The 19,423-nt window shown below is 69.1% G+C and carries 13 protein-coding genes; 12 read left to right on the top strand and 1 reads right to left on the bottom strand.

Annotated elements, in window-relative coordinates; all coding sequences use genetic code 11:
- The first annotated feature begins 24 nt into the window (after positions 1-24).
- From ABZ934_RS04545 to ABZ934_RS04495, 11 genes are all read left to right on the top strand, one after another.
- Positions 25-1,026, top strand: coding sequence for a LacI family DNA-binding transcriptional regulator (locus tag ABZ934_RS04545; protein ID WP_361308385.1), 1,002 nt, complete (start codon positions 25-27; stop codon positions 1,024-1,026).
- 154 nt (positions 1,027-1,180) lie between these two features.
- Positions 1,181-3,919 carry an aconitate hydratase AcnA gene (gene acnA / locus ABZ934_RS04540; protein WP_361308383.1) on the top strand — a complete coding sequence of 913 codons (2,739 nt, stop codon included), beginning with the start codon at positions 1,181-1,183 and terminating at the stop codon, positions 3,917-3,919.
- A gap of 315 nt (positions 3,920-4,234) precedes the next feature.
- Positions 4,235-5,683, top strand: a complete 1,449-nt coding sequence (ngcE, locus tag ABZ934_RS04535; protein WP_361308381.1) for an N-acetylglucosamine/diacetylchitobiose ABC transporter substrate-binding protein — start codon at positions 4,235-4,237, stop codon at positions 5,681-5,683.
- A 22-nt stretch (positions 5,684-5,705) separates the two neighbouring features.
- Positions 5,706-6,650: a sugar ABC transporter permease gene (locus ABZ934_RS04530; protein WP_361308379.1), complete on the top strand. Its 945-nt coding sequence runs from the start codon at positions 5,706-5,708 to the stop codon at positions 6,648-6,650.
- A gap of 13 nt (positions 6,651-6,663) precedes the next feature.
- Positions 6,664-7,590, top strand: coding sequence for a carbohydrate ABC transporter permease (locus tag ABZ934_RS04525; RefSeq protein ID WP_361308377.1), 927 nt, complete (start codon positions 6,664-6,666; stop codon positions 7,588-7,590).
- Between the two features lie 205 nt (positions 7,591-7,795).
- Positions 7,796-9,010 (top strand): ROK family transcriptional regulator, encoded by a 1,215-nt coding sequence (locus tag ABZ934_RS04520; RefSeq protein WP_361308375.1) that lies wholly within the window; start codon positions 7,796-7,798, stop codon positions 9,008-9,010.
- Positions 9,011-9,127: 117 nt separating this feature from the next.
- The gene (locus ABZ934_RS04515; protein ID WP_361308373.1) at positions 9,128-10,240 is read left to right on the top strand and encodes a substrate-binding domain-containing protein; all 1,113 of its coding nucleotides are present in this window, start codon (positions 9,128-9,130) and stop codon (positions 10,238-10,240) included.
- A gap of 239 nt (positions 10,241-10,479) precedes the next feature.
- Positions 10,480-11,268 carry an ATP-binding cassette domain-containing protein gene (locus ABZ934_RS04510; RefSeq protein WP_329199216.1) on the top strand — a complete coding sequence of 263 codons (789 nt, stop codon included), beginning with the start codon at positions 10,480-10,482 and terminating at the stop codon, positions 11,266-11,268.
- A gap of 95 nt (positions 11,269-11,363) precedes the next feature.
- Entirely contained in the window at positions 11,364-12,584 is a 1,221-nt protein-coding gene (locus tag ABZ934_RS04505) for a sugar ABC transporter permease (protein ID WP_361308735.1), read from the top strand.
- A 252-nt stretch (positions 12,585-12,836) separates the two neighbouring features.
- Positions 12,837-14,753, top strand: a complete 1,917-nt coding sequence (dxs, locus tag ABZ934_RS04500) for a 1-deoxy-D-xylulose-5-phosphate synthase (RefSeq protein WP_361308371.1) — start codon at positions 12,837-12,839, stop codon at positions 14,751-14,753.
- Between the two features lie 106 nt (positions 14,754-14,859).
- Complete coding sequence (locus tag ABZ934_RS04495; protein ID WP_361308369.1) at positions 14,860-16,356, top strand: amino acid permease; 1,497 nt, start codon at positions 14,860-14,862, stop codon at positions 16,354-16,356.
- A 61-nt stretch (positions 16,357-16,417) separates the two neighbouring features.
- On the opposite strand, the gene ABZ934_RS04490 is transcribed toward ABZ934_RS04495, so the two are convergent.
- Entirely contained in the window at positions 16,418-17,485 is a 1,068-nt protein-coding gene (locus ABZ934_RS04490) for an LCP family protein (RefSeq protein WP_361308367.1), read from the bottom strand.
- Positions 17,486-17,723: 238 nt separating this feature from the next.
- Between ABZ934_RS04490 and ABZ934_RS04485 the strand changes: the two genes are divergently transcribed.
- On the top strand, positions 17,724-19,295 hold the full coding sequence (locus ABZ934_RS04485) for a hypothetical protein (RefSeq protein ID WP_361308365.1): 1,572 nt from the start codon (positions 17,724-17,726) through the stop codon (positions 19,293-19,295).
- Positions 19,296-19,423 lie beyond the last annotated feature (128 nt).

Genomic DNA, 19,423 nt, shown 5'->3' with positions numbered 1-19,423 from the left:
CGGCCCCGCCCGTACCATGACCCCGTGCCCGACCCCGGACCGACCATCGCCGACATCGCGCGCGCCGCGGAGGTCTCCACCGCGACCGTCTCGCACGCCCTCAACGGCACCGGCCGCCTCGCCGACGGCACCCGCCGCCGGGTCCGCGAGGTGGCGGCCGGCCTCGGCTACGGCTCCCGGCGCGGCCCCCGTACCCGCACCCTCGGGCTGGCGGTGACCACGTACGCAGGCTCCGCCTGGGACTTCGTGGGCGTCGCCTACTTCTCCCGGCTGCTGACCGCCGCGACCTCCGCCGCGCACGCCCGCGGCTACGCCCTGACCGCCCTGCCCGCCGACCGCGGTGGCGAGCCGCTCTGGCACGCCCTCGCCGTCGACGGGATGCTGCTGCTGGACAGCCCCGCCGGGGACCCGGTGCTGCGCGCCCTGCGCGCCCGCGGCCTGCCGCTGGTCTTCGACGGACGGCCGCCGGACCCGTGGCCGAGGGACATATGGGTGGACAACGACCACGCGAGCACCACGCGAGAGGTGCTCGACCACCTCGCGAGCTCCGGAGCCCGGCGCATCGCGCTGCACTCCGGCTACGGCCGGGAGTTCTACACCGGGGCCGTCACCGACGCCTACGAACAGTGGTGCGCCGAGCGCGGGGCGGACCCGCTCGTGATCCCCTTCGATCCGGATGACCGCGCAGGTCACGCCTTCGACGCCGCCTTCCGCGGCCCCGCCCGGCCCGAGGCCCTCTACTGCGTGTACGACCCGGGCGGACGTCAGGCGCTGGCGGCAGCCGCGCGCCACGGCATCCGTACGCCCCACGACCTGCTGCTGGTCTGCGCCAGCGAGGATCCGGCGTACGCCGAGAACGAACCGCCCGTGACCACCGTCACCCTGGATCCGGAGCGGATCGCCGTCCGCGCGGTGTCCGCGCTGGTGGCGCTGATCGAATCGGGGGAAGCGGAATCGCCCGGTCAACTGACCGTGGCGGCAGGACTGCGAGTGCGCGCCTCGTCCCTTCCCCCGGACATGTACTAGAGTTATCTCGACATCGAGATATCTGCCGAAGGCGTACCGCAGCCGCCCCCGCTGGTAAGGGTTACCTAACTTAGCCCTACCTTAGCGGATTGGCCATGGGGCGTGGCGGCAGGATGCGGTTATACGCGCGAAATCATGCATGAAGGAGACTGTCGTGTCGGCGAACAGCTTCGACGCCCGCAGCACGCTGCAGGTGGGCGACGAGTCGTACGAGATCTTCCGGCTGGACAAGGTCGAGGGCGCGGCCCGCCTTCCCTACAGCCTGAAGGTGCTGCTGGAGAACCTGCTCCGTACCGAGGACGGCGCGAACATCACCGCCGACCACATCCGGTCCCTGGGCAACTGGGACTCGCAGGCGCAGCCCAGCGAGGAGATCCAGTTCACGCCGGCCCGCGTGATCATGCAGGACTTCACCGGCGTCCCCTGCGTCGTCGACCTCGCCACGATGCGCGAGGCCGTGAAGGCCCTCGGCGGCGACCCGTCAAAGATCAACCCGCTGGCCCCGGCCGAGCTGGTCATCGACCACTCGGTCATCGCCGACAAGTTCGGCACCAACGACGCGTTCGCCCAGAACGTGGAGCTGGAGTACGGCCGCAACAAGGAGCGCTACCAGTTCCTGCGCTGGGGCCAGACCGCCTTCGACGAGTTCAAGGTCGTCCCCCCGGGCACCGGCATCGTGCACCAGGTCAACATCGAGCACCTGGCCCGCACGGTCATGGTCCGCGGTGGCCAGGCCTACCCCGACACCCTCGTCGGCACCGACTCGCACACCACCATGGTCAACGGCCTGGGCGTGCTGGGCTGGGGCGTCGGCGGCATCGAGGCAGAGGCCGCGATGCTCGGCCAGCCGGTCTCCATGCTGATCCCGCGCGTCGTGGGCTTCAAGCTGACCGGCGAGCTGCCGACCGGCACCACCGCCACCGACCTCGTGCTGACCATCACCGAGATGCTCCGCAAGCACGGCGTCGTCGGCAAGTTCGTCGAGTTCTACGGTGAGGGCGTCGCCGCCACCTCCCTCGCGAACCGCGCCACCATCGGCAACATGTCGCCGGAGTTCGGTTCGACCGCCGCGATCTTCCCGATCGACGACGAGACGCTGAAGTACCTGCGCCTGACCGGCCGCGACGCCCAGCAGGTCGCGCTCGTCGAGGCGTACGCCAAGGAGCAGGGTCTGTGGCTGGACCCGGCCGCCGAGCCGGACTTCTCCGAGAAGCTGGAGCTCGACCTCTCCACGGTCGTCCCCTCCATCGCCGGCCCCAAGCGCCCGCAGGACCGCATCGTCCTCGCGAACGCCGCCGAGCAGTTCGCCGTCGACGTGCGCAACTACGTCAGCGATGACGAGGAGGCCGGCAAGGAGTCCTTCCCGGCGTCCGACGCCCCGGCCTCCGCCGACGGCATCCCGACCAAGCCGACCCTGGTCACGCTGGCGGACGGCACGTCGTTCGAGATCGACCACGGCGCCGTCACCGTCGCCGCGATCACCTCCTGCACCAACACCTCGAACCCCTACGTCATGGTCGCCGCGGCGCTCGTGGCGAAGAAGGCGGCCGAGAAGGGCCTGACCCGCAAGCCGTGGGTCAAGACCACCCTGGCCCCGGGTTCGAAGGTCGTCACCGACTACTTCGACAAGGCCGGCCTGACCCCGTACCTGGACAAGCTGGGCTTCAACCTGGTCGGCTACGGCTGCACCACCTGCATCGGCAACTCCGGTCCGCTGGACGAGGAGATCTCGAAGGCGATCAACGAGGCCGACCTCGCGGTCACCTCGGTGCTCTCGGGCAACCGCAACTTCGAGGGTCGCATCAACCCCGACGTCAAGATGAACTACCTGGCCTCCCCGCCGCTGGTCGTCGCGTACGCCATCGCGGGCTCCATGAAGGTGGACATCACCAAGGACGCCATCGGCATCGACACCGAGGGCAAGCCGGTCTACCTCCAGGACATCTGGCCCTCCGAGGCCGAGGTCAACGACGTCGTGGCGAACGCCATCGGCGAGGACATGTTCAACAACTCCTACCGGGACGTCTTCGCGGGCGACGCCCAGTGGCAGGCGCTGTCCATCCCGACCGGTAACACGTTCGAGTGGGACCCGCAGTCCACCTACGTCCGCAAGCCCCCCTACTTCGAGGGCATGACGATGGAGACCACCCCGGTCTCCGACATCACCGGCGCCCGCGTGCTGGCGAAGCTGGGCGACTCGGTCACCACCGACCACATCTCCCCGGCCGGTGCGATCAAGGCCGACACCCCGGCCGGCAAGTACCTCACGGAGCACGGCGTCGAGCGCCGCGACTTCAACTCCTACGGTTCCCGCCGCGGCAACCACGAGGTGATGATCCGCGGTACGTTCGCCAACATCCGCCTGCGCAACCAGATCGCGCCGGGCACCGAGGGCGGCTTCACGCGCGACTTCACGCAGGCCGACGCGCCGGTCTCCTTCATCTACGACGCCTCGCAGAACTACCAGGCCGCCGGCGTCCCGCTGGTCATCCTGGCGGGCAAGGAGTACGGCTCGGGCTCGTCCCGCGACTGGGCGGCCAAGGGCACCGCGCTGCTCGGCGTCAAGGCCGTCATCGCCGAGTCCTACGAGCGCATCCACCGCTCGAACCTGATCGGCATGGGTGTGCTCCCCCTCCAGTTCCCGGAGGGCGCCTCGGCCGCCGCGCTGGGCCTCACCGGCGAGGAGACCTTCTCCTTCACCGGTGTGGAGGAGCTGAACAACGGCACCACCCCGCGCACCGTCAAGGTCACCACCGACACGGCCCCCGGCGAAGCCGATAATGTCCGCCGTGAGTTCGACGCGGTCGTCCGCATCGACACCCCCGGTGAGGCGGACTACTACCGCAACGGCGGCATCATGCAGTACGTGCTCCGCAACCTGATCCGCGGCTAGTCACGCGGACGCCGAGCGGCATCCGAAGGGCCGTATCCCCGAAAGGGGGTACGGCCCTTCCGCTTTTGTCGGACCGTCGTGTATCGGCCGGCCAGGTGACGGTGAGGTCTCAACTCGGAAAAGCCGGGGCAGATACTTGTGCACGATCTTGCTCACCCGAGCGGAAGTGGACTATACCTGTGGCCGTCCGGGCCACCGCGAGACGAGCGGCCCCGGACGGGGGGACGGTGGGGACCTGCGGCGATGCCGCGCGCACGGCAGCCGCCGTGGTGTTCCTTCCTCCTTCACACTCCTGACGAAGGCGAGGACTTGAGCATGGGATCCACCTCCGCCCACGGCGAGAACAGCACCGGTGAGGGCCTCGGCCGCCGGGACCTGATCAAGCGCTCCGCGGCACTCGGCCTGATCGCCGTCCCGACGATGAGCTTCCTTTCCGCCTGCGCCTCCGGCGGCGACACGACGACCAAGGGCCCCGCGAAGGGTGCCGTCTCCAAGGAGAACCCCTTCGGCGTCGCCAAGGGCGGCAAGATGGACGTCGTCGTCTTCAAGGGCGGGTTCGGCGACGACTACGCCAAGGCGTGGGAAGCCGCCTTCGACAAGAAGTGGGGCACCACCAGCTCCCACCTGGGCACCCAGGAGATCGCCGGCAAGCTCCAGCCGCGCTTCAACGGCGGCAACCCGCCGGACGTGGTCGACGACTCCGGTGCCCAGCAGATCAAGGTCGACGTCCTGGCCAAGGGCGGTCAGCTCGCCGACCTGAGCCAGGTCCTCGACGCGCCCTCCCTGGACGACCCGTCCAAGAAGGTCCGGGACATGCTGATCCCCGGCACCGTCGAACAGGGCACCCAGGGAGGCAAGTTCGTCGCCCTCTACTACGTCTACACCGTGTTCGGCTTCTGGTACTCCGGCAAGCTCTTCAAGGAGAAGGGCTGGACCGAGCCCAAGACCTGGGACGAGTTCCTCGCCGTCTGTACGAAGGCCAAGGACGCCGGCATCGGCGGCCTCGCCCACCAGGGCAAGTACCCGTACTACATCAACGTCGTCATCATGGACCTGATCGCCAAGAAGGGCGGTCTGGAGGCGATGAAGGCGATCGACAACCTCGAACCGAACGCCTTCGAGGGCAACCCCGCCGCCCTCGCGGCGGTCGAGGCGGTGTACGAGGTCGTCGAGAAGGGCCTGCTGATGCCGGGCACCAACGGCCTCACCCACACGGAGTCCCAGACCGCCTGGAACCAGTACAGGGCCGCCTTCATCCCCTCCGGCTCCTGGCTGGAGAACGAGCAGCTCAAGCAGACCCCGGAGGACTTCGACATGAAGTTCCTGCCGGTCCCGTTGCTCGCCGACAGCAAGCTGCCCTTCGAGGCAATCCGGGCGGGAGCGGGCGAACCCTTCATCGTCCCGGAGAAGGCCGCCAACAAGGCCGGCGGACTGGAGTTCCTGCGCTCCATGCTGTCACGCGAATGGTCGACCACCTTCGCCCAGCAGGCCAACTCCCTCACCGTCGTCAAGGACGGTGTCAACCCCGACGTCAAGCTGCGTCCGGGCACCCAGTCGGCGGTGGCGGCGGTCAAGGCGGCCGGGAGCAACACCTTCAACTACCTGTACCCCGACTGGTACAGCGAAATGGACACCGAGATCCAGAACGCGTCCAATGAGCTGATGGCCCAGCGGATCCAGCCCAAGGAATGGATCAAGCGGGCCCAGGCTGCGGTAGACAAGGCTGCCAAGGACCCGAACGCGAAGAACAACCGCCGCAGCTGACGTCACGGACGGGACGGACACCATGAGCCACGTTGCCCGCGGCAGAGGACGGGGCGGTTTCATCACCGGCTTCCTGATCCTGCCGCTCGCCCTGTACCTGACCTTCGTCATCTGGCCCTACATCCAGACGTTCGGGTACTCCTTCACCAACTGGTCGGGCCAGTCGCCGACGTTCCAGTTCATCGGCCTGGACAACTACGCGGAGCTGATGAAGGACGAGGTCTTCCGCGGCGCCCTGTGGCACAACCTGCTGCTCCTGGTGTTCGTCCCGGTGATCACGATCCTGCTCGCCCTCTTCTTCGCCTTCATGGTGAACGCGGGCGGCCGCAGCGGCGCCGGCGGGGTGCGGGGCGTGCGCGGATCGGGCCTCTACAAGATCGTCTACTTCTTCCCGCAGGTCCTCTCCCTCGCCATCCTCGCCGTGCTCTTCGGCGCCGTGTACCGCAGCGACGCGGGCGGCCTGCTCAACGGCTTCCTCACCAAACTGGGGCTGGTCGACCCGAGCCACCCCGTCGAATGGCTCAACGAGCCGAACCTCGTGCTGTGGTGCCTGCTCATGGTGGTCGTCTGGCACGGAGTCGGCTTCTACCTGGTGCTCTTCTCCGCCGCCATGCAGTCCATCCCGAAGGACATCTACGAGGCCGCCCTGCTGGACGGCGCCGGCCGGGCCCAGACCTTCTTCAAGGTCACCCTGCCCCTGCTGTGGGACTCGGTACAGACCTCTGCCGTGTACCTGGGCATCGCCGCGATGGACATGTTCGTCTTGGTGTCCACCATGACCTCGGGCCAGTTCGGCGGTGGCCCGGACCACCACAGCGAGGTCATGGCCACCGTGCTGATGCGCAACTTCCTCTACTTCGGCAAGAGCGGATACGCCTGTGCCATGGGCGTGGTCATGCTCGTCCTGACCATGATCCTTTCCATCGTCACGCTGCGCGCCACCCGCCGCGAGCGCATCGAGTTCTGAGCGGGAGACACCGATGACCACAGTGATCAAGGCCCCCGGAGAGGCCGCCGCCGAGCGGCCCGGCGGCGCCGGCCGCGCCAAGGAGGGCGGCGGCGGCCGCTCCGACGGCACGGTGCTCAACGTCTTCTCGCACGGGTTCCTGGCCGTCTGGGCGATACTGATCGTCCTGCCCCTGATCTGGCTCGCGCTCGGTTCCTTCAAGACCGACTCGCAGATCGGCGGCTCGGCCCTCAGTTGGCCCTCGCACTGGCACTTCGACGCCTTCTCCCGCGCCTGGGACAAGGGCATCGGGGACTACTTCGCCCACACGCTGATCGTGCTGGTGTTCTCGGTGCCGCTGACCATGTTGCTCGGGTCGATGGCGGCGTACGTACTGGCCCGCTACCCCTTCCCGGGCAACCGGGTCGTCTACTACTTCTTCGTCAGCGGGGCGATGTTCCCCGTCTTCCTGGCGCTCGTGCCGCTGTTCTTCATGGTCAAGCGCCTCGACATGCTCAATACGTACCAGGGCCTGATCCTCGTGTACGTGGCGTACTCGCTGCCGTTCACCGTCTTCTTCATGCATTCGTTCTTCCGCACGCTGCCCACCGCCGTCCACGAGGCGGCGGTGATCGACGGGGCGTCCGACACCCGGATCTTCTTCCAGGTGATGCTGCCGATGGCCAAGCCCGGCCTGATCAGCGTGGGGATATTCAATGTCCTGGGCCAGTGGAACCAGTACATCCTGCCGTCCGTGCTGATGCAGCCCCAAAGCGGCTCCGACCCCGAGCGCTACATGCTCACCCAGGGCCTGATCCAACTCCAGTACCAGATGGGCTACGAGACGGACCTGCCGGTGCTGTTCGCCGGTGTGACCATCGCGATGATCCCGATGCTGGTGGTCTACCTCTCCTTCCAGCGCCAGATCCAGGCCGGGCTGACCTCCGCCACTCTCAAATAGAACCGCTTCTTTCGCCCCTATATCGTCCCCATATTGCCAATAGTGTCCTATTCGTGCTGTGTCAGCCTCTTGACGTCTGAGGGGCCACAGGCTCGACTTAAGGTTCACAAGTTGGAGAGACGCCGGTGTCTCGGAGCACTCAGCCCTGGTCGCCGGCCGGGGGGCGACGGCCGGCCGTCGCTTATGGGCTAGGAGTGGATGAGTCGTGCAGACTCCCGGATCGCAGTCGTCGCTGCATCGCGCGAACCTCGAACGCGTCGTGCGGGCCGTCCGGCTCGCGGGCTCCCTGACGCAGGCGGAGATCGCCCGTGCCACCGGACTGTCGGCGGCCACGGTCTCCAACATCGTCCGCGAACTCAAGGAAGCCGGGACCGTCGAGGTCACCGACACCTCGGCGGGCGGCCGGCGGGCCCGCAGCGTCTCGCTCAGCGGGGACGCGGGCATCGTGATCGGCGTGGACTTCGGCCACACCCACCTGCGGGTGGCCGTGGGCAACCTCGCCCACCAGGTGCTCGCCGAGGACTCCGAGCCGCTGGACGTCGACGCCTCCTGGACCGAGGGCTTCGACCGGGCGGAAGCGCTGGTCGGACGGCTGATCGAAGGCGTGGGGGTGGGTCGCGACAAGGTCATCGGCGTCGGCCTCGGCGTCCCCGGCCCCATCGACGTGGAATCCGGCACCCTCGGCTCGACCGCGATCCTGCCGGGCTGGGCCGGGATCAACCCGCGCCAGGAGTTGTCCAGCCGTTTGGGCGTACCCGTCTACGTGGACAACGACGCCAACCTCGGTGCGCTCGGCGAGCTGGTCTGGGGGAGTGGTCGGGGGGTGAAGGACCTCGCCTACATCAAGGTCGCGAGCGGTGTCGGATCGGGCCTGGTGATCAACGGTCAGATCTACCGCGGGCCCGGCGGAACGGCGGGCGAGATCGGGCACATCACCCTCGACGAATCGGGCCCCGTCTGCCGCTGCGGAAACCGCGGCTGCCTGGAGACCTTCGCCGCCGCGCGCTACGTCCTGCCCCTCCTCCAGGGCACCCACGGACCCGAGTTGACGATGGAGCGCGTGGTCGAACTGGCCCGCGAGGGCGACCCCGGCTGCCGTCGGGTCATCACCGACGTCGGCCGGCACATCGGCAGCGGCGTGGCCAGCCTGTGCAACCTGCTGAACCCCAGCCGGGTGGTGCTCGGCGGCTCGCTCGCCGAGGCCGGTGAACTCGTCCTGGCCCCCATCCGTGAATCGGTGGGGAGGTACGCGATCCCCAGCGCGGCCCGGCAACTCTCGGTGCTCACGGGCTCCCTGGGCGGGCGCGCGGAGGTTCTCGGAGCGCTGGCCCTCGTATTGAGCGAGATGGGCGATTCGACGCTTTTGGCGGAAAATGGAATCGGAGTACGGGCTCCCGCCCTGATGTCTTCAGTTAGATAACGGATGGCACCGTTGTCATCTCGTTAAGGATTCACTCCTTGACGGCAAACTGCGGCCGGGGTTGACTCGCATCCACCTCGGCCGCACTGTCGCGGCCTCGTCAGGGAGGTTCAACCAATGAACGCTCGTATGCGCAGATCCGTTGTCGCCGTCGCGGCCGGTGCCATGGCCGTTTCCCTCGCCGCATGTGGGAGCGCCAAGGAGTCCGGCGACAAGACGAAGGAATCCGGCGCCGCGAAGGGTGACGCGATCACCGTCGGCCTGCTCCTTCCGGAGAACCAGACGGCCCGGTACGAGAAGTTCGACAAGCCGCTCATCGAGAAGAAGGTCGCCGACCTCACCGGCGGCAAGGCCAAGGTCGTCTACGCCAACGCCAAGCAGGACGCGACCACGCAGAACTCGCAGGTCGACACGATGATCACCAACAAGGTGGACGTCCTGATCGTCGACGCGGTCGACGCCAAGGCCGTTGCCGGCTCGGTCAAGAAGGCCAAGGACGCCGGCATCCCGGTCGTCGCCTACGACCGCCTCGCCGAGGGCCCGATCGACGCCTACACCTCCTTCGACAACGAAGAGGTCGGCAAGGTCCAGGGCAAGGCGCTGCTCGACGCGCTGGGCGACAAGGCCAAGGACGGCCAGATCGTCATGATGAACGGCTCCGTCACCGACCCGAACGCCGCCCTGTTCAAGAAGGGCGCGCACTCCGTCCTCGAGGGCAAGGTGACCATCGGCAAGGAGTACGACACCAAGGAGTGGAAGCCGGAGAACGCCAACACCAACATGGCGGGCGCGCTCTCGGCGCTCGGCAAGGACAAGGTGATCGGCGTCTACTCCGCCAACGACGGCATGGCCGGCGGCATCATCACCGCCCTGAAGGCGGCCGGTCTGTCCCCACTGCCTCCCGTGACCGGCCAGGACGCGGAGCTCGCCGGTGTGCAGCGCATCGTCGCGGGTGAGCAGTTCATGAGCGTCTACAAGCCGTACGCGCCGGAGGCCTCGGCCGCCGCCGAGATGGCCGTGGCCCTCGCGAAGCACGAGAAGATCAGCGACATCGTCAACCAGAACGTCGACAGCCCCACCACCAAGGGCGTCCCGTCCGTGCTGATCCCGGTCGTCTCGCTCACCAAGAGCAACATCAAGGACACCGTCGTCAAGGACGGCGTCTACACGGTCGACGAGATCTGCACCGACAAGTACGCGGCCGCCTGCGCCGCCATCGGCCTGAAGTAAGGCCCCGCGGCCCCGACCGAAGGCCCCCGGTCCCAAGGCCTAGGCCTGGAGGCCCCGGCCCGAAGCGAAGGCCCCGTCGCCCCGAACGGGACGACCCCACGCCTGTCCGGCGCCCCGCCCCCTTTCCCCGCCATCCGCGGGGCGCCGGTACAGAAACGTTTCCTCTGCTTTCCCCCCATAGCCCCATTCGCGTTCCTGCTCTTTTGCACGACATCCCCGCCGGTCAGGCGGCGAAGGAGATGGTTCATGTGTCCGCTGCGCCCGTGCTGGCGTTGCGAGGGGTCTCGAAGCGGTTCGGCGCCGTTCAGGCCTTGACCGACGTAGAACTCGAGATCCACTCCGGTGAGGTGGTCGCCCTCGTCGGTGACAACGGCGCCGGCAAGTCCACGCTGGTCAAGACGATCGCCGGCGTGCACCCGATCGATGACGGAGTCATCGAGTGGGAGGGCCGCCCGGTCTCCATCAGCAAGCCCCACGACGCCCAGAACCTGGGCATCGCGACGGTCTACCAGGACCTCGCGCTGTGCGACAACATCGACGTCGTCGGCAACCTCTTCCTCGGCCGCGAGCTCAAGCGCCGCGGCATCCTCGACGAGGTGGAGATGGAGCGCCGCGCCCGCGAGCTCCTGACCACCCTGTCCATCCGGATACCCAGCGTCCGGATCCCCATCGCCTCGTTGTCCGGCGGTCAGCGCCAGACCGTGGCGATCGCCCGTTCGATGCTCGGCGAGCCCAAGCTCGTCATCCTCGACGAGCCCACGGCGGCCCTCGGCGTCGAGCAGACCGCCCAGGTCCTCGACCTGGTGGAGCGGCTGCGCGAGCGCGGCCATGCCGTCATCCTCATCAGCCACAACATGGCCGATGTGAAGGCCGTCGCCGACAAGGTGGCGGTCCTGCGGCTGGGCCGCAACAACGGCGTCTTCAGCGTCGCCGACACCTCGCAGGAAGAGATCATCTCCGCCATCACCGGGGCCACGGACAACGCCGTGACCCGCCGGGCGGCCCGCACCGGGGAGGCCCGCAAGTGAGCACCCAGAATCCTCCCGCCGGCCCGCTGGACAAGGGTCCCGCCGGCCAGGCGCAGCACGTCGATCCGGTCAACCCGGCCGCGGCGACGGACGCCATCCCGGCCGTGGACCCGCGCCTGCTCGTCCGCGAGCAGGGCCTGTCCGGTTACCTCAGCGAGTTCGGCCGCAAGATGAAGGCCGGTGACCTGGGCTCCATCCCGGTCGTCCTCGGCCTGATCATCATCTGGGGCATCTTCCAGGGGTTGAACGCGAACTTCCTCTCCCCGGAGAACCTCACCAACATCGCCATCACGATGGTCGCCACCGGCATGATGGCCGTCGGCATCATCTTCGTGCTGCTGCTCGGCGAGATCGACCTCTCGGTCGGCTCGGTCAGCGGTGTCTCGGGCGCGATCGTCGCCGTCCTCGCCGTCACCCACGGCGTGAACGAGTGGCTCGCGATCCTCGCCGCCGTCGTGGGCGGCGCGCTGATCGGCGCCCTCCACGGCTTCTTCTTCGCCCGGATCGGCGCCCCGGCCTTCGCCGTCACCCTGTCGGGCCTGCTGTTCTGGTCCGGCGCGATGCTGCAGATCCTCGGCAGCAACGGCACGATCAACCTCGACCCCGACGGCGTGGTCGGCAAGCTCACCACGTACTACTTCACGGACGTGGCGGCTGCCTACGGCCTCGCGGCGATCGCGGTGGCGGCCTACTTCCTGGCCTCCTTCTTCGACAACCGCCGCCGGCAGGCCGCGGGCGTCCCCTCCCGGCCGCTCGGCGAGATCGTGCTGCGCACGGCCCTGCTCGCGGTGTTCACCTTCGGCCCGGCCGTGGTGTTCAACCAGTACAAGGGCCTCCCGCTCGCGGTGGTGCTCTTCCTGGTCGTGCTGGTCGGCACGGACTTCGTCCTGCGCCGTACCTCCTTCGGCCGCAACATCTTCGCGCTCGGCGGCAGCGTCGAGGCCTCCCGGCGAGCGGGCATCAACGTCACCGGCATCCGCATCGCGGTCTTCGCCATCGCGGGCACCTTCGCCGCCATCGGCGGGCTCTTCTGGGCCTCGAAGATCGCGGCGGCCAACCAGAGCGCCGGCGCAGGCGACCTGCTGATGAACGTGATCGCGGCGGCCGTCATCGGCGGCACCAGCCTCTTCGGCGGTCGGGGCCGGACCTGGAACGCCCTCCTCGGCGTCATGGTCATCACCTCGATCCAGTACGGTCTGGCCCTGGAAGGCATCGCGACGCCGATCCAGTACATGATCACCGGCGCGGTCCTGCTGGCGACCGTGGTCATCGACTCGGTCACCCGCAAGACCCAGAAGACGGCCGGACGCGCCTGACGGCGCGCTCGCCGGGGTGACCCGGCGGTAAGAACCGTCACAGTGCCCGGTGCCACCTCGTGTGGCACCGGGCACCTGTGCGTACATCTGTGCGTACGACTGTGCGGGTATGCGCCCGTTTGGGATGTGTGATTTCACGAGCGCGTGTACAGGTATGTCAAAGGCGTGGCCGTCCCGGTGCCGCCCGATGATGCTCGTCGCGAGCGGAACATTAGACTCGACAGACCAGCAAGCAACTGCAAGGAGGCACGGGTGCTGCTGACCCGCATCAAGGGACCGCGCGATCTGGACCGGCTCAGCCAGGAGGAGCTCACTCAGCTCGCCGCAGAGATCAGGTCCTTCCTCGTCGACGCCGTCTCCAAGACCGGCGGGCACCTCGGCCCCAACCTCGGCGTGGTCGAGCTGACGATCGCCCTGCACCGGGTCTTCGACTCGCCCAAGGACAAGGTCCTCTTCGACACCGGCCACCAGGCCTACGTCCACAAGCTGCTCACGGGCCGCCAGGACTTCGGCAACCTGCGCTCCAAGGGCGGCCTGTCCGGTTACCCCTCGCGCGCCGAGTCCGAGCACGACGTGATCGAGAACTCCCACGCCTCGACGGTGCTGGGCTGGGCCGACGGCCTGGCCAAGGCCAACGAGGTGCTCCACCGCGCGGACCACCACGTCGCCGCGGTCATCGGCGACGGCGCGCTGACCGGCGGCATGGCCTGGGAGGCGCTGAACAACATCGCCGCCGCCAAGGACCGCCCGCTCGTCATCGTCGTCAACGACAACGAACGCTCCTACGGCCCCACCATCGGCGGCCTGGCCAACCACCTGGCCACTCTGCGCACCACGGACGGCTACGAGCGCTTCCTGGCCCGCGGCAAGGAACTCCTGGAGCGCACGCCGGTCGTGGGCAAGCCGCTCTTCGGGACCCTGCACGGCGCCAAGAAGGGCCTGAAGGACTTCATCGCCCCGCAGGGCATGTTCGAGGACCTGGGCCTGAAGTACATCGGCCCCATCGACGGCCACGACATCGAGGCCCTGGAGTCGGCGCTGCAGCGCGCCAAGCGCTTCAGTGGCCCGGTCATCGTGCACTGCCTCACCCAGAAGGGCCGGGGCTACACGCCGGCCCTGGAGCACGAGGCGGACCGCTTCCACGCGGTCGGGGTCATCCACCCGGACACCGGTCTGCCGGTCTCCACCGACGCCGCCAGTTGGACCTCCGTCTTCGCCGACGAGATGGTCAAGCTCGGCCACGAGCGCGAGGACATCGTCGCCATCACCGCGGCCATGCTCCAGCCGGTCGGCCTGAAGAAGTTCGCGGACGCGTTCCCCGGACGCATCTTCGACGTCGGCATCGCCGAGCAGCACGGCGCCACTTCGGCCGCCGGCCTGGCCACCGGCGGCGTCCACCCCGTCTTCGCGGTGTACGCCACCTTCCTCAACCGGGCCTTCGACCAGGTCCTGATGGACGTCGCCCTGCACAAGTGCGGGGTCACCTTCGTGCTGGACCGGGCCGGTGTCACCGGAACGGACGGTGCCTCCCACAACGGCATGTGGGACATGTCCATCCTCCAGGTCGTCCCGGGCCTGCGGCTGGCCGCGCCGCGCGACGCCGAGCAGCTGCGCGCCCAACTCCGCGAGGCGGTCGAGGTCAGGGACGCGCCGACCGTCGTGCGCTTCTCCAAGGGCGTCGTCGGCCCGGCCGTCCCGGCCGTCGGCCGGATCGGCGGCATGGACGTGCTGCGCACCCCGGCCCCGGAAGTCACCCGGCCGGACGTGCTGCTCGTCTCGGTGGGCGCGCTCGCCCCGATGTGCCTGGAGGTCGCCGACCTGCTCGACAAGCAGGGCATCTCCACCACTGTCGTCGACCCGCGTTGGGTCAAGCCCGTCGACGAGGCGCTGGCCCCGCTCGCGGAGCGGCACCGCGTGGTCGTGACCGTCGAGGACAACGGCCGTACCGGCGGTGTGGGCGCCGCCGTCTCGCAGGCCCTGCGCGATGCGGGTGTCGACGTACCGCTGCGCGACTTCGGCATCCCGCAGCGCTTCCTGGACCACGCGCAGCGCAGGGAGATCCTGGCCGAGATCGGGCTCACCGCGCCCGACATCGCCCGGCAGGTCACGGGCCTGGTCGCCAAGCTGGACGGACGCTACGACAGCGAACCGGCCGCGACCGTCGACTGACGGGCGGGCCCGCGCGCGGTTGCACGTAACGGGCCGGGAGATCACCCTTGAGGGGGTGGGCCTCCCGGCCCGTTCGTGTGCCTCGTCACCAGCCGGAGGTGCGTCGGTGAGCAAGGATCTGAAAAGCCCCTTCCGGACCAAGACGGTGGAGCAGTCCATCCGTGACACGGAAGAGCCGGAACACGCGCTCCGGAAGTCGCTCTCCGCCTTGGACCTGACGGTCTTCGGGGTGGGCGTCATCATCGGCACCGGCATCTTCGTCCTCACGGGCATCGCGGCGCGGAACAACGCCGGACCCGCCACCGCCCTGGCCTTCGTCGCGGCGGGCATCGTCTGCGCCCTCGCGGCGCTCTGCTACGCGGAGTTCGCGTCCACCGTGCCCGTGGCCGGTTCGGCGTACACCTTTTCGTACGCCTCGATCGGCGAGTTGCCCGCCTGGGTCATCGGCTGGGACCTCGTGCTGGAGTTCGCGCTCGGCACCGCCGTCGTGGCGGTCGGCTGGTCCGGGTACCTGCGCCAGCTCATGAGCACCAACCTCGGCTGGGACATGCCGGCCGCGCTGTCGGGGCCCGATGGGGGAGGGACCTTCGACCTGCTGGCCTTCCTGCTGGTCCTGGTGCTGACCGCGATCCTCGTCGTGGGGACGAAGCTGTCGGCCCGGATCACCGCGATCGTCGTCGCCATCAAGGTCACGGTGGTGCTGCTGGTCATCATCGGGGGCCTGTTCTTCATCAAGGCCGACAACTACAAGCCGTTCATCCCCCCGGCCGAAGCACAGCCCGCGGGGAGCGGCTGGAAGGCGCCCCTGGTCCAGCTGCTCTTCGGCTACGCTCCGACCAACTTCGGCGTCATGGGCATCTTCACCGCGGCCTCCCTCGTCTTCTTCGCCTTCATCGGCTTCGACGTCGTGGCCACCGCGGCGGAGGAGACCAAGAATCCCCAGCGGGACATGCCGCGCGGCATCATCGGCTCGCTGATCATCTGCACGGTGCTCTACGTCGCCGTGACGCTGGTGGTCACCGGCATGGAGAAGTACACGCAGATGTCGGCCACCGCCCCGCTCGCCGAGGCCTTCAAGTCCGTGAACCAGCCCTTCTTCTCCGGCGCCATCAGCCTCGGTGCGTCCGTGGGCCTGATCACCGTGTGCATGATCCTGCTGCTCGGCCAGACCCGGGTGTTCTTCGCGATGAGCCGTGACGGACTGCTGCCCCGCTTCTTCTCCGTCACCCACCCGAAGTACCGCACGCCCTACCGGGCGACCATCACGCTGGGCGTGATCATCGCCGTCGTCGCGGGCTTCACGAGCCTGGAGAAGCTCGCGGAACTGGTCAACATCGGCACGCTGTTCGCCTTCGTGGTCGTGGCCCTCGGCGTGATCATCCTGCGCCGCACCCGTCCGGACCTGCACCGGGCCTTCCGCACTCCGTGGGTGCCGGTGGTGCCCATCCTGTCGATCGCCGCGTCGTTCTGGCTGATGCTCAACCTGCCGGCCGAGACCTGGCTGCGGTTCGCCATCTGGATGGTGATCGGCTTCTTCGTCTACTTCCTCTACGGGCGGCGCAACAGTCGGCTGGGCAAGAGGGGGACCGACGCCGAGTTCTGACGTACGTACACGCACACGGAGCGGCCGCCCGGTGGGACGGCCGCTCCGTGTGCGACGCGCATCAGCCCTTGGCGGGCGAGTCCTTCGCCGAGGCGGGGATCTTCTGGTCCGCGCGCAGGGCGTCCCACAGTTGGCCGGCCTGCGGCTGGGCGACGATCACCCGGTTGTGGTCGACCTTGTCGTAGGCCACCGGCAACATGATGGTCTCCATCGTGGCCGGGTCGACGCCCTTCATGCTCTGCGCGAAGTCGGCCAGCGCGGTCAACGAGGCGAGCTGGGAGTCGGTGGTGAGCGACTTGGTCCCGGAGTCGGCGAGCTTGTAGAGCCGCGCCGGGTTGCCCAGGGCGTCCTGCTTCTTGATCTCGGCCAGCATGGCCAGCATGAACTTCTGCTGCAGACCTATGCGTCCGAGGTCGCTGCCGTCGCCGTAGCCATAACGGGTACGGACGAACTTGAGCGACTCCGTGCCGTTCAGCCGGTGCGTGCCCGCGTCCAGCTTGAGGCCGCCCTTGGCTCCGCTCATCGGCTTGTCGAGGGTGACGGTGACACCGCCGAGGGCGTCGACCAGGTCTTTGAAGCCCGCGAAGTCCACCTCGACGAAGTGGTCCACTCGGATGCCGGAGAGCTGCTCGACGGTCTTGACCACGCAGGCCGGACCGGCCACCGAGTAGACGGAGTTGAACATGACCCGGTTCGCGGCCGGCACGGTCGCGCCGTCCTTGTCCTTGCACTCGGGCCGGCTGATCAGGGTGTCGCGGGGGATGCTGACCGCGGTGGCCCTGGACCGGCCCTCGGGTATGTGGACCAGCATCGCGGTGTCGGAGCGGGCTCCGCTGACGTCGCCGTGGTCGAGTTCACCGTTGGCGCCGGCCCGTGAATCGGAACCCAGGATCAGGACGTTCTGGGCGTTCTCGACCACCTTGGGCGGGCGGTTGTCGCCGATCGCCTGGTCCAGGTCGACGCTGGAGATGTTGTTGTCCAGGCTGCTGTACATCCACCAGCCCACGCCGCCGGCACCGAGGAGCAGGACGAGCAGGACGAGCGAGATGATGCCGAATATTCGCTTCTTTCCACGGGTCTTGCGCGGAGCCTGAGGGGAGAGCGAGGGTGCTTCGGTTGCCTGGGTCATGCCGTAGGTGTCCTCTGATCCCGATGGGTCGGTCGTCGTGAGATAGTGACCGCCATCTTGCGGGGGCCAGGGGCGGTCGGACGCGCGCGGCAGCCGGACCGGGGCCTCGGGGGTGCCAGGGTGGTGCGGTTCCCGGGTCACTATAGGCAAACGTGCGCGTCGAACGGGAGTGCCCTTATCGTGCTTGCGCATGCTGTGTGAGACATGCAGCGGGCACGGAGAGGAAGCAGGGAGAAGCATGGGGCACTCGGCCAAACGTCGAGGCGGTGACCGCCACGGCGCGCAACCGCAGGTCACAAGGGACTCCGGGGCAGGCGCCCGGGGCAGCCGGATCCTCCTCGTCACGCCCGGGCCGGGGACCGCGGCCGTACTCCTGCGCGAGGAGACCGGCCCCGGACACGTCACCGTGCTCTGCCTGGAGGCCGGTACGGAGTCGGAGCGCGCCGACTTCAGCCGGGCCGCGGCGGAGGCCGGCAGCCGCGGCTGCCCCGTCGACGGCGCCCCGCGCGGCCTGCCCGCCGAGAACCTCGTCCGGGCCCTGCTCCGGCACCTGTACGACGTGGCGCCCGACCGGGTCCTGACGTGCGACCCGCTCGCCGGCCGGGACGCGGCCGAGGCGGACGACGCCGGCGAACGGGAGGGCGCCCTGGCGCTGGCCGTGCTCGACGCGGTGGAGGAGTACCAGCGCGAGACCGCGTACCCGGTCTTCACCGACTGCCGTGTCCTGGACCGCCGTGCCTGGCCCGCACCGGTGTCCCGCCCGCGTTATCCCGCGCCGACCGCGTGGGCGGTCCGCGGGACCGACGGGCGGGTCTCCGCCTATCTGCCGGTGCCCGGCGCCGTGGCACGGTGGACCGAAGGCGCGGACGGGCGGTGGACGGGCCCGGCGCTGCTGGACGCCCCCGGTCTGCTGCCCGCGCTGTCGGTCGCGCAGGGCCCCGACGGCTACCCCGCCCTCGTCGGCCTGCGCCGCGTCCGGCGCGGGGAGGAGGACTGGAACGTCGAGGTCGTCGTCGCGCTCCAGTACCAGACGGGCCGGCCGCTCGGCCCCTGGCGCGTGCTGGCCAACCCGCACCGCGGCGAGCCGCTGCTGGGACGCTACGTCGGCGCCCCCGTCGCGGCCTACGACGACGGCGGCACGCTGTACGTGTTCCTGCGCAACGGCTACGACACGCTCAACGCCCGCCACCAGCGGGCGGACGGCAGTTGGGCGCCCTGGTTCCACCTCGGGGGCCACAAGGCCGCGGACGAGATCGTGGCGATGCGGACGCCGCGCGGGAGGATCGACCTCATCGCGCGGATGCGCGACGAGCCGGGCGTGGTCCGCTGGTACCGCGCCGGGCCGAAGGGGGCGTGGGAGGCGGACCGCGGTCCCAACGTCCACGCCCTGCCGGGCAGTCTCGCAGCGGCGCCCGAAAGCGGAGCGCTGCGCTACCGGTACGCCGAGACCGGCGAACTGTGCCAGTGGGGGTGGGGTGCGTACGGTCCGGTGGGCCTGAACGGCCCGGCGGTCCGCGGCCGGGTGAGCGCAGCGCCGGGGGTCGCCGTCGGCGGCTGGAGCTGCACCGTGCTGGCCGCCGAGGACGAGCAGGGCCACTGCGTCATCGGGACCCACGTGGACGGCCGGCCGGACTCCGGGGTCTGGTGGTCCCCGACCGGGCAGCGGACCCTGATACCCCCGGCCGTCGTCCGGGACCGGGAGGAGCGGGTGATGATCGCCACACTCGGACCGGGAGCCCGTCTCGCGGTGGCGCGCCAGGCTCCGGACGAGCAGGCCCTCGCCTTCGAACCCTGGCTGGATCTGGTCTGACACCCTGACCAGGTACACCCGCCCGGCGCACGCGGACTGACAGGCGGTCACGCGCCCCGCGGCATCCCTCCCCTTGATACGGGGAGGGATTCGCTGTTTGCACTTGATCATTCCCAGACCCGCGCTAT

The organism is Streptomyces sp. NPDC046557 (assembly GCF_040645975.1).
Taxonomy (GTDB): Bacteria; Actinomycetota; Actinomycetes; order Streptomycetales; family Streptomycetaceae; genus Streptomyces.
The sequence above is the reverse complement of the archived record's forward strand: the minus strand, read 5'-3'. Positions and strand labels throughout refer to the sequence as shown.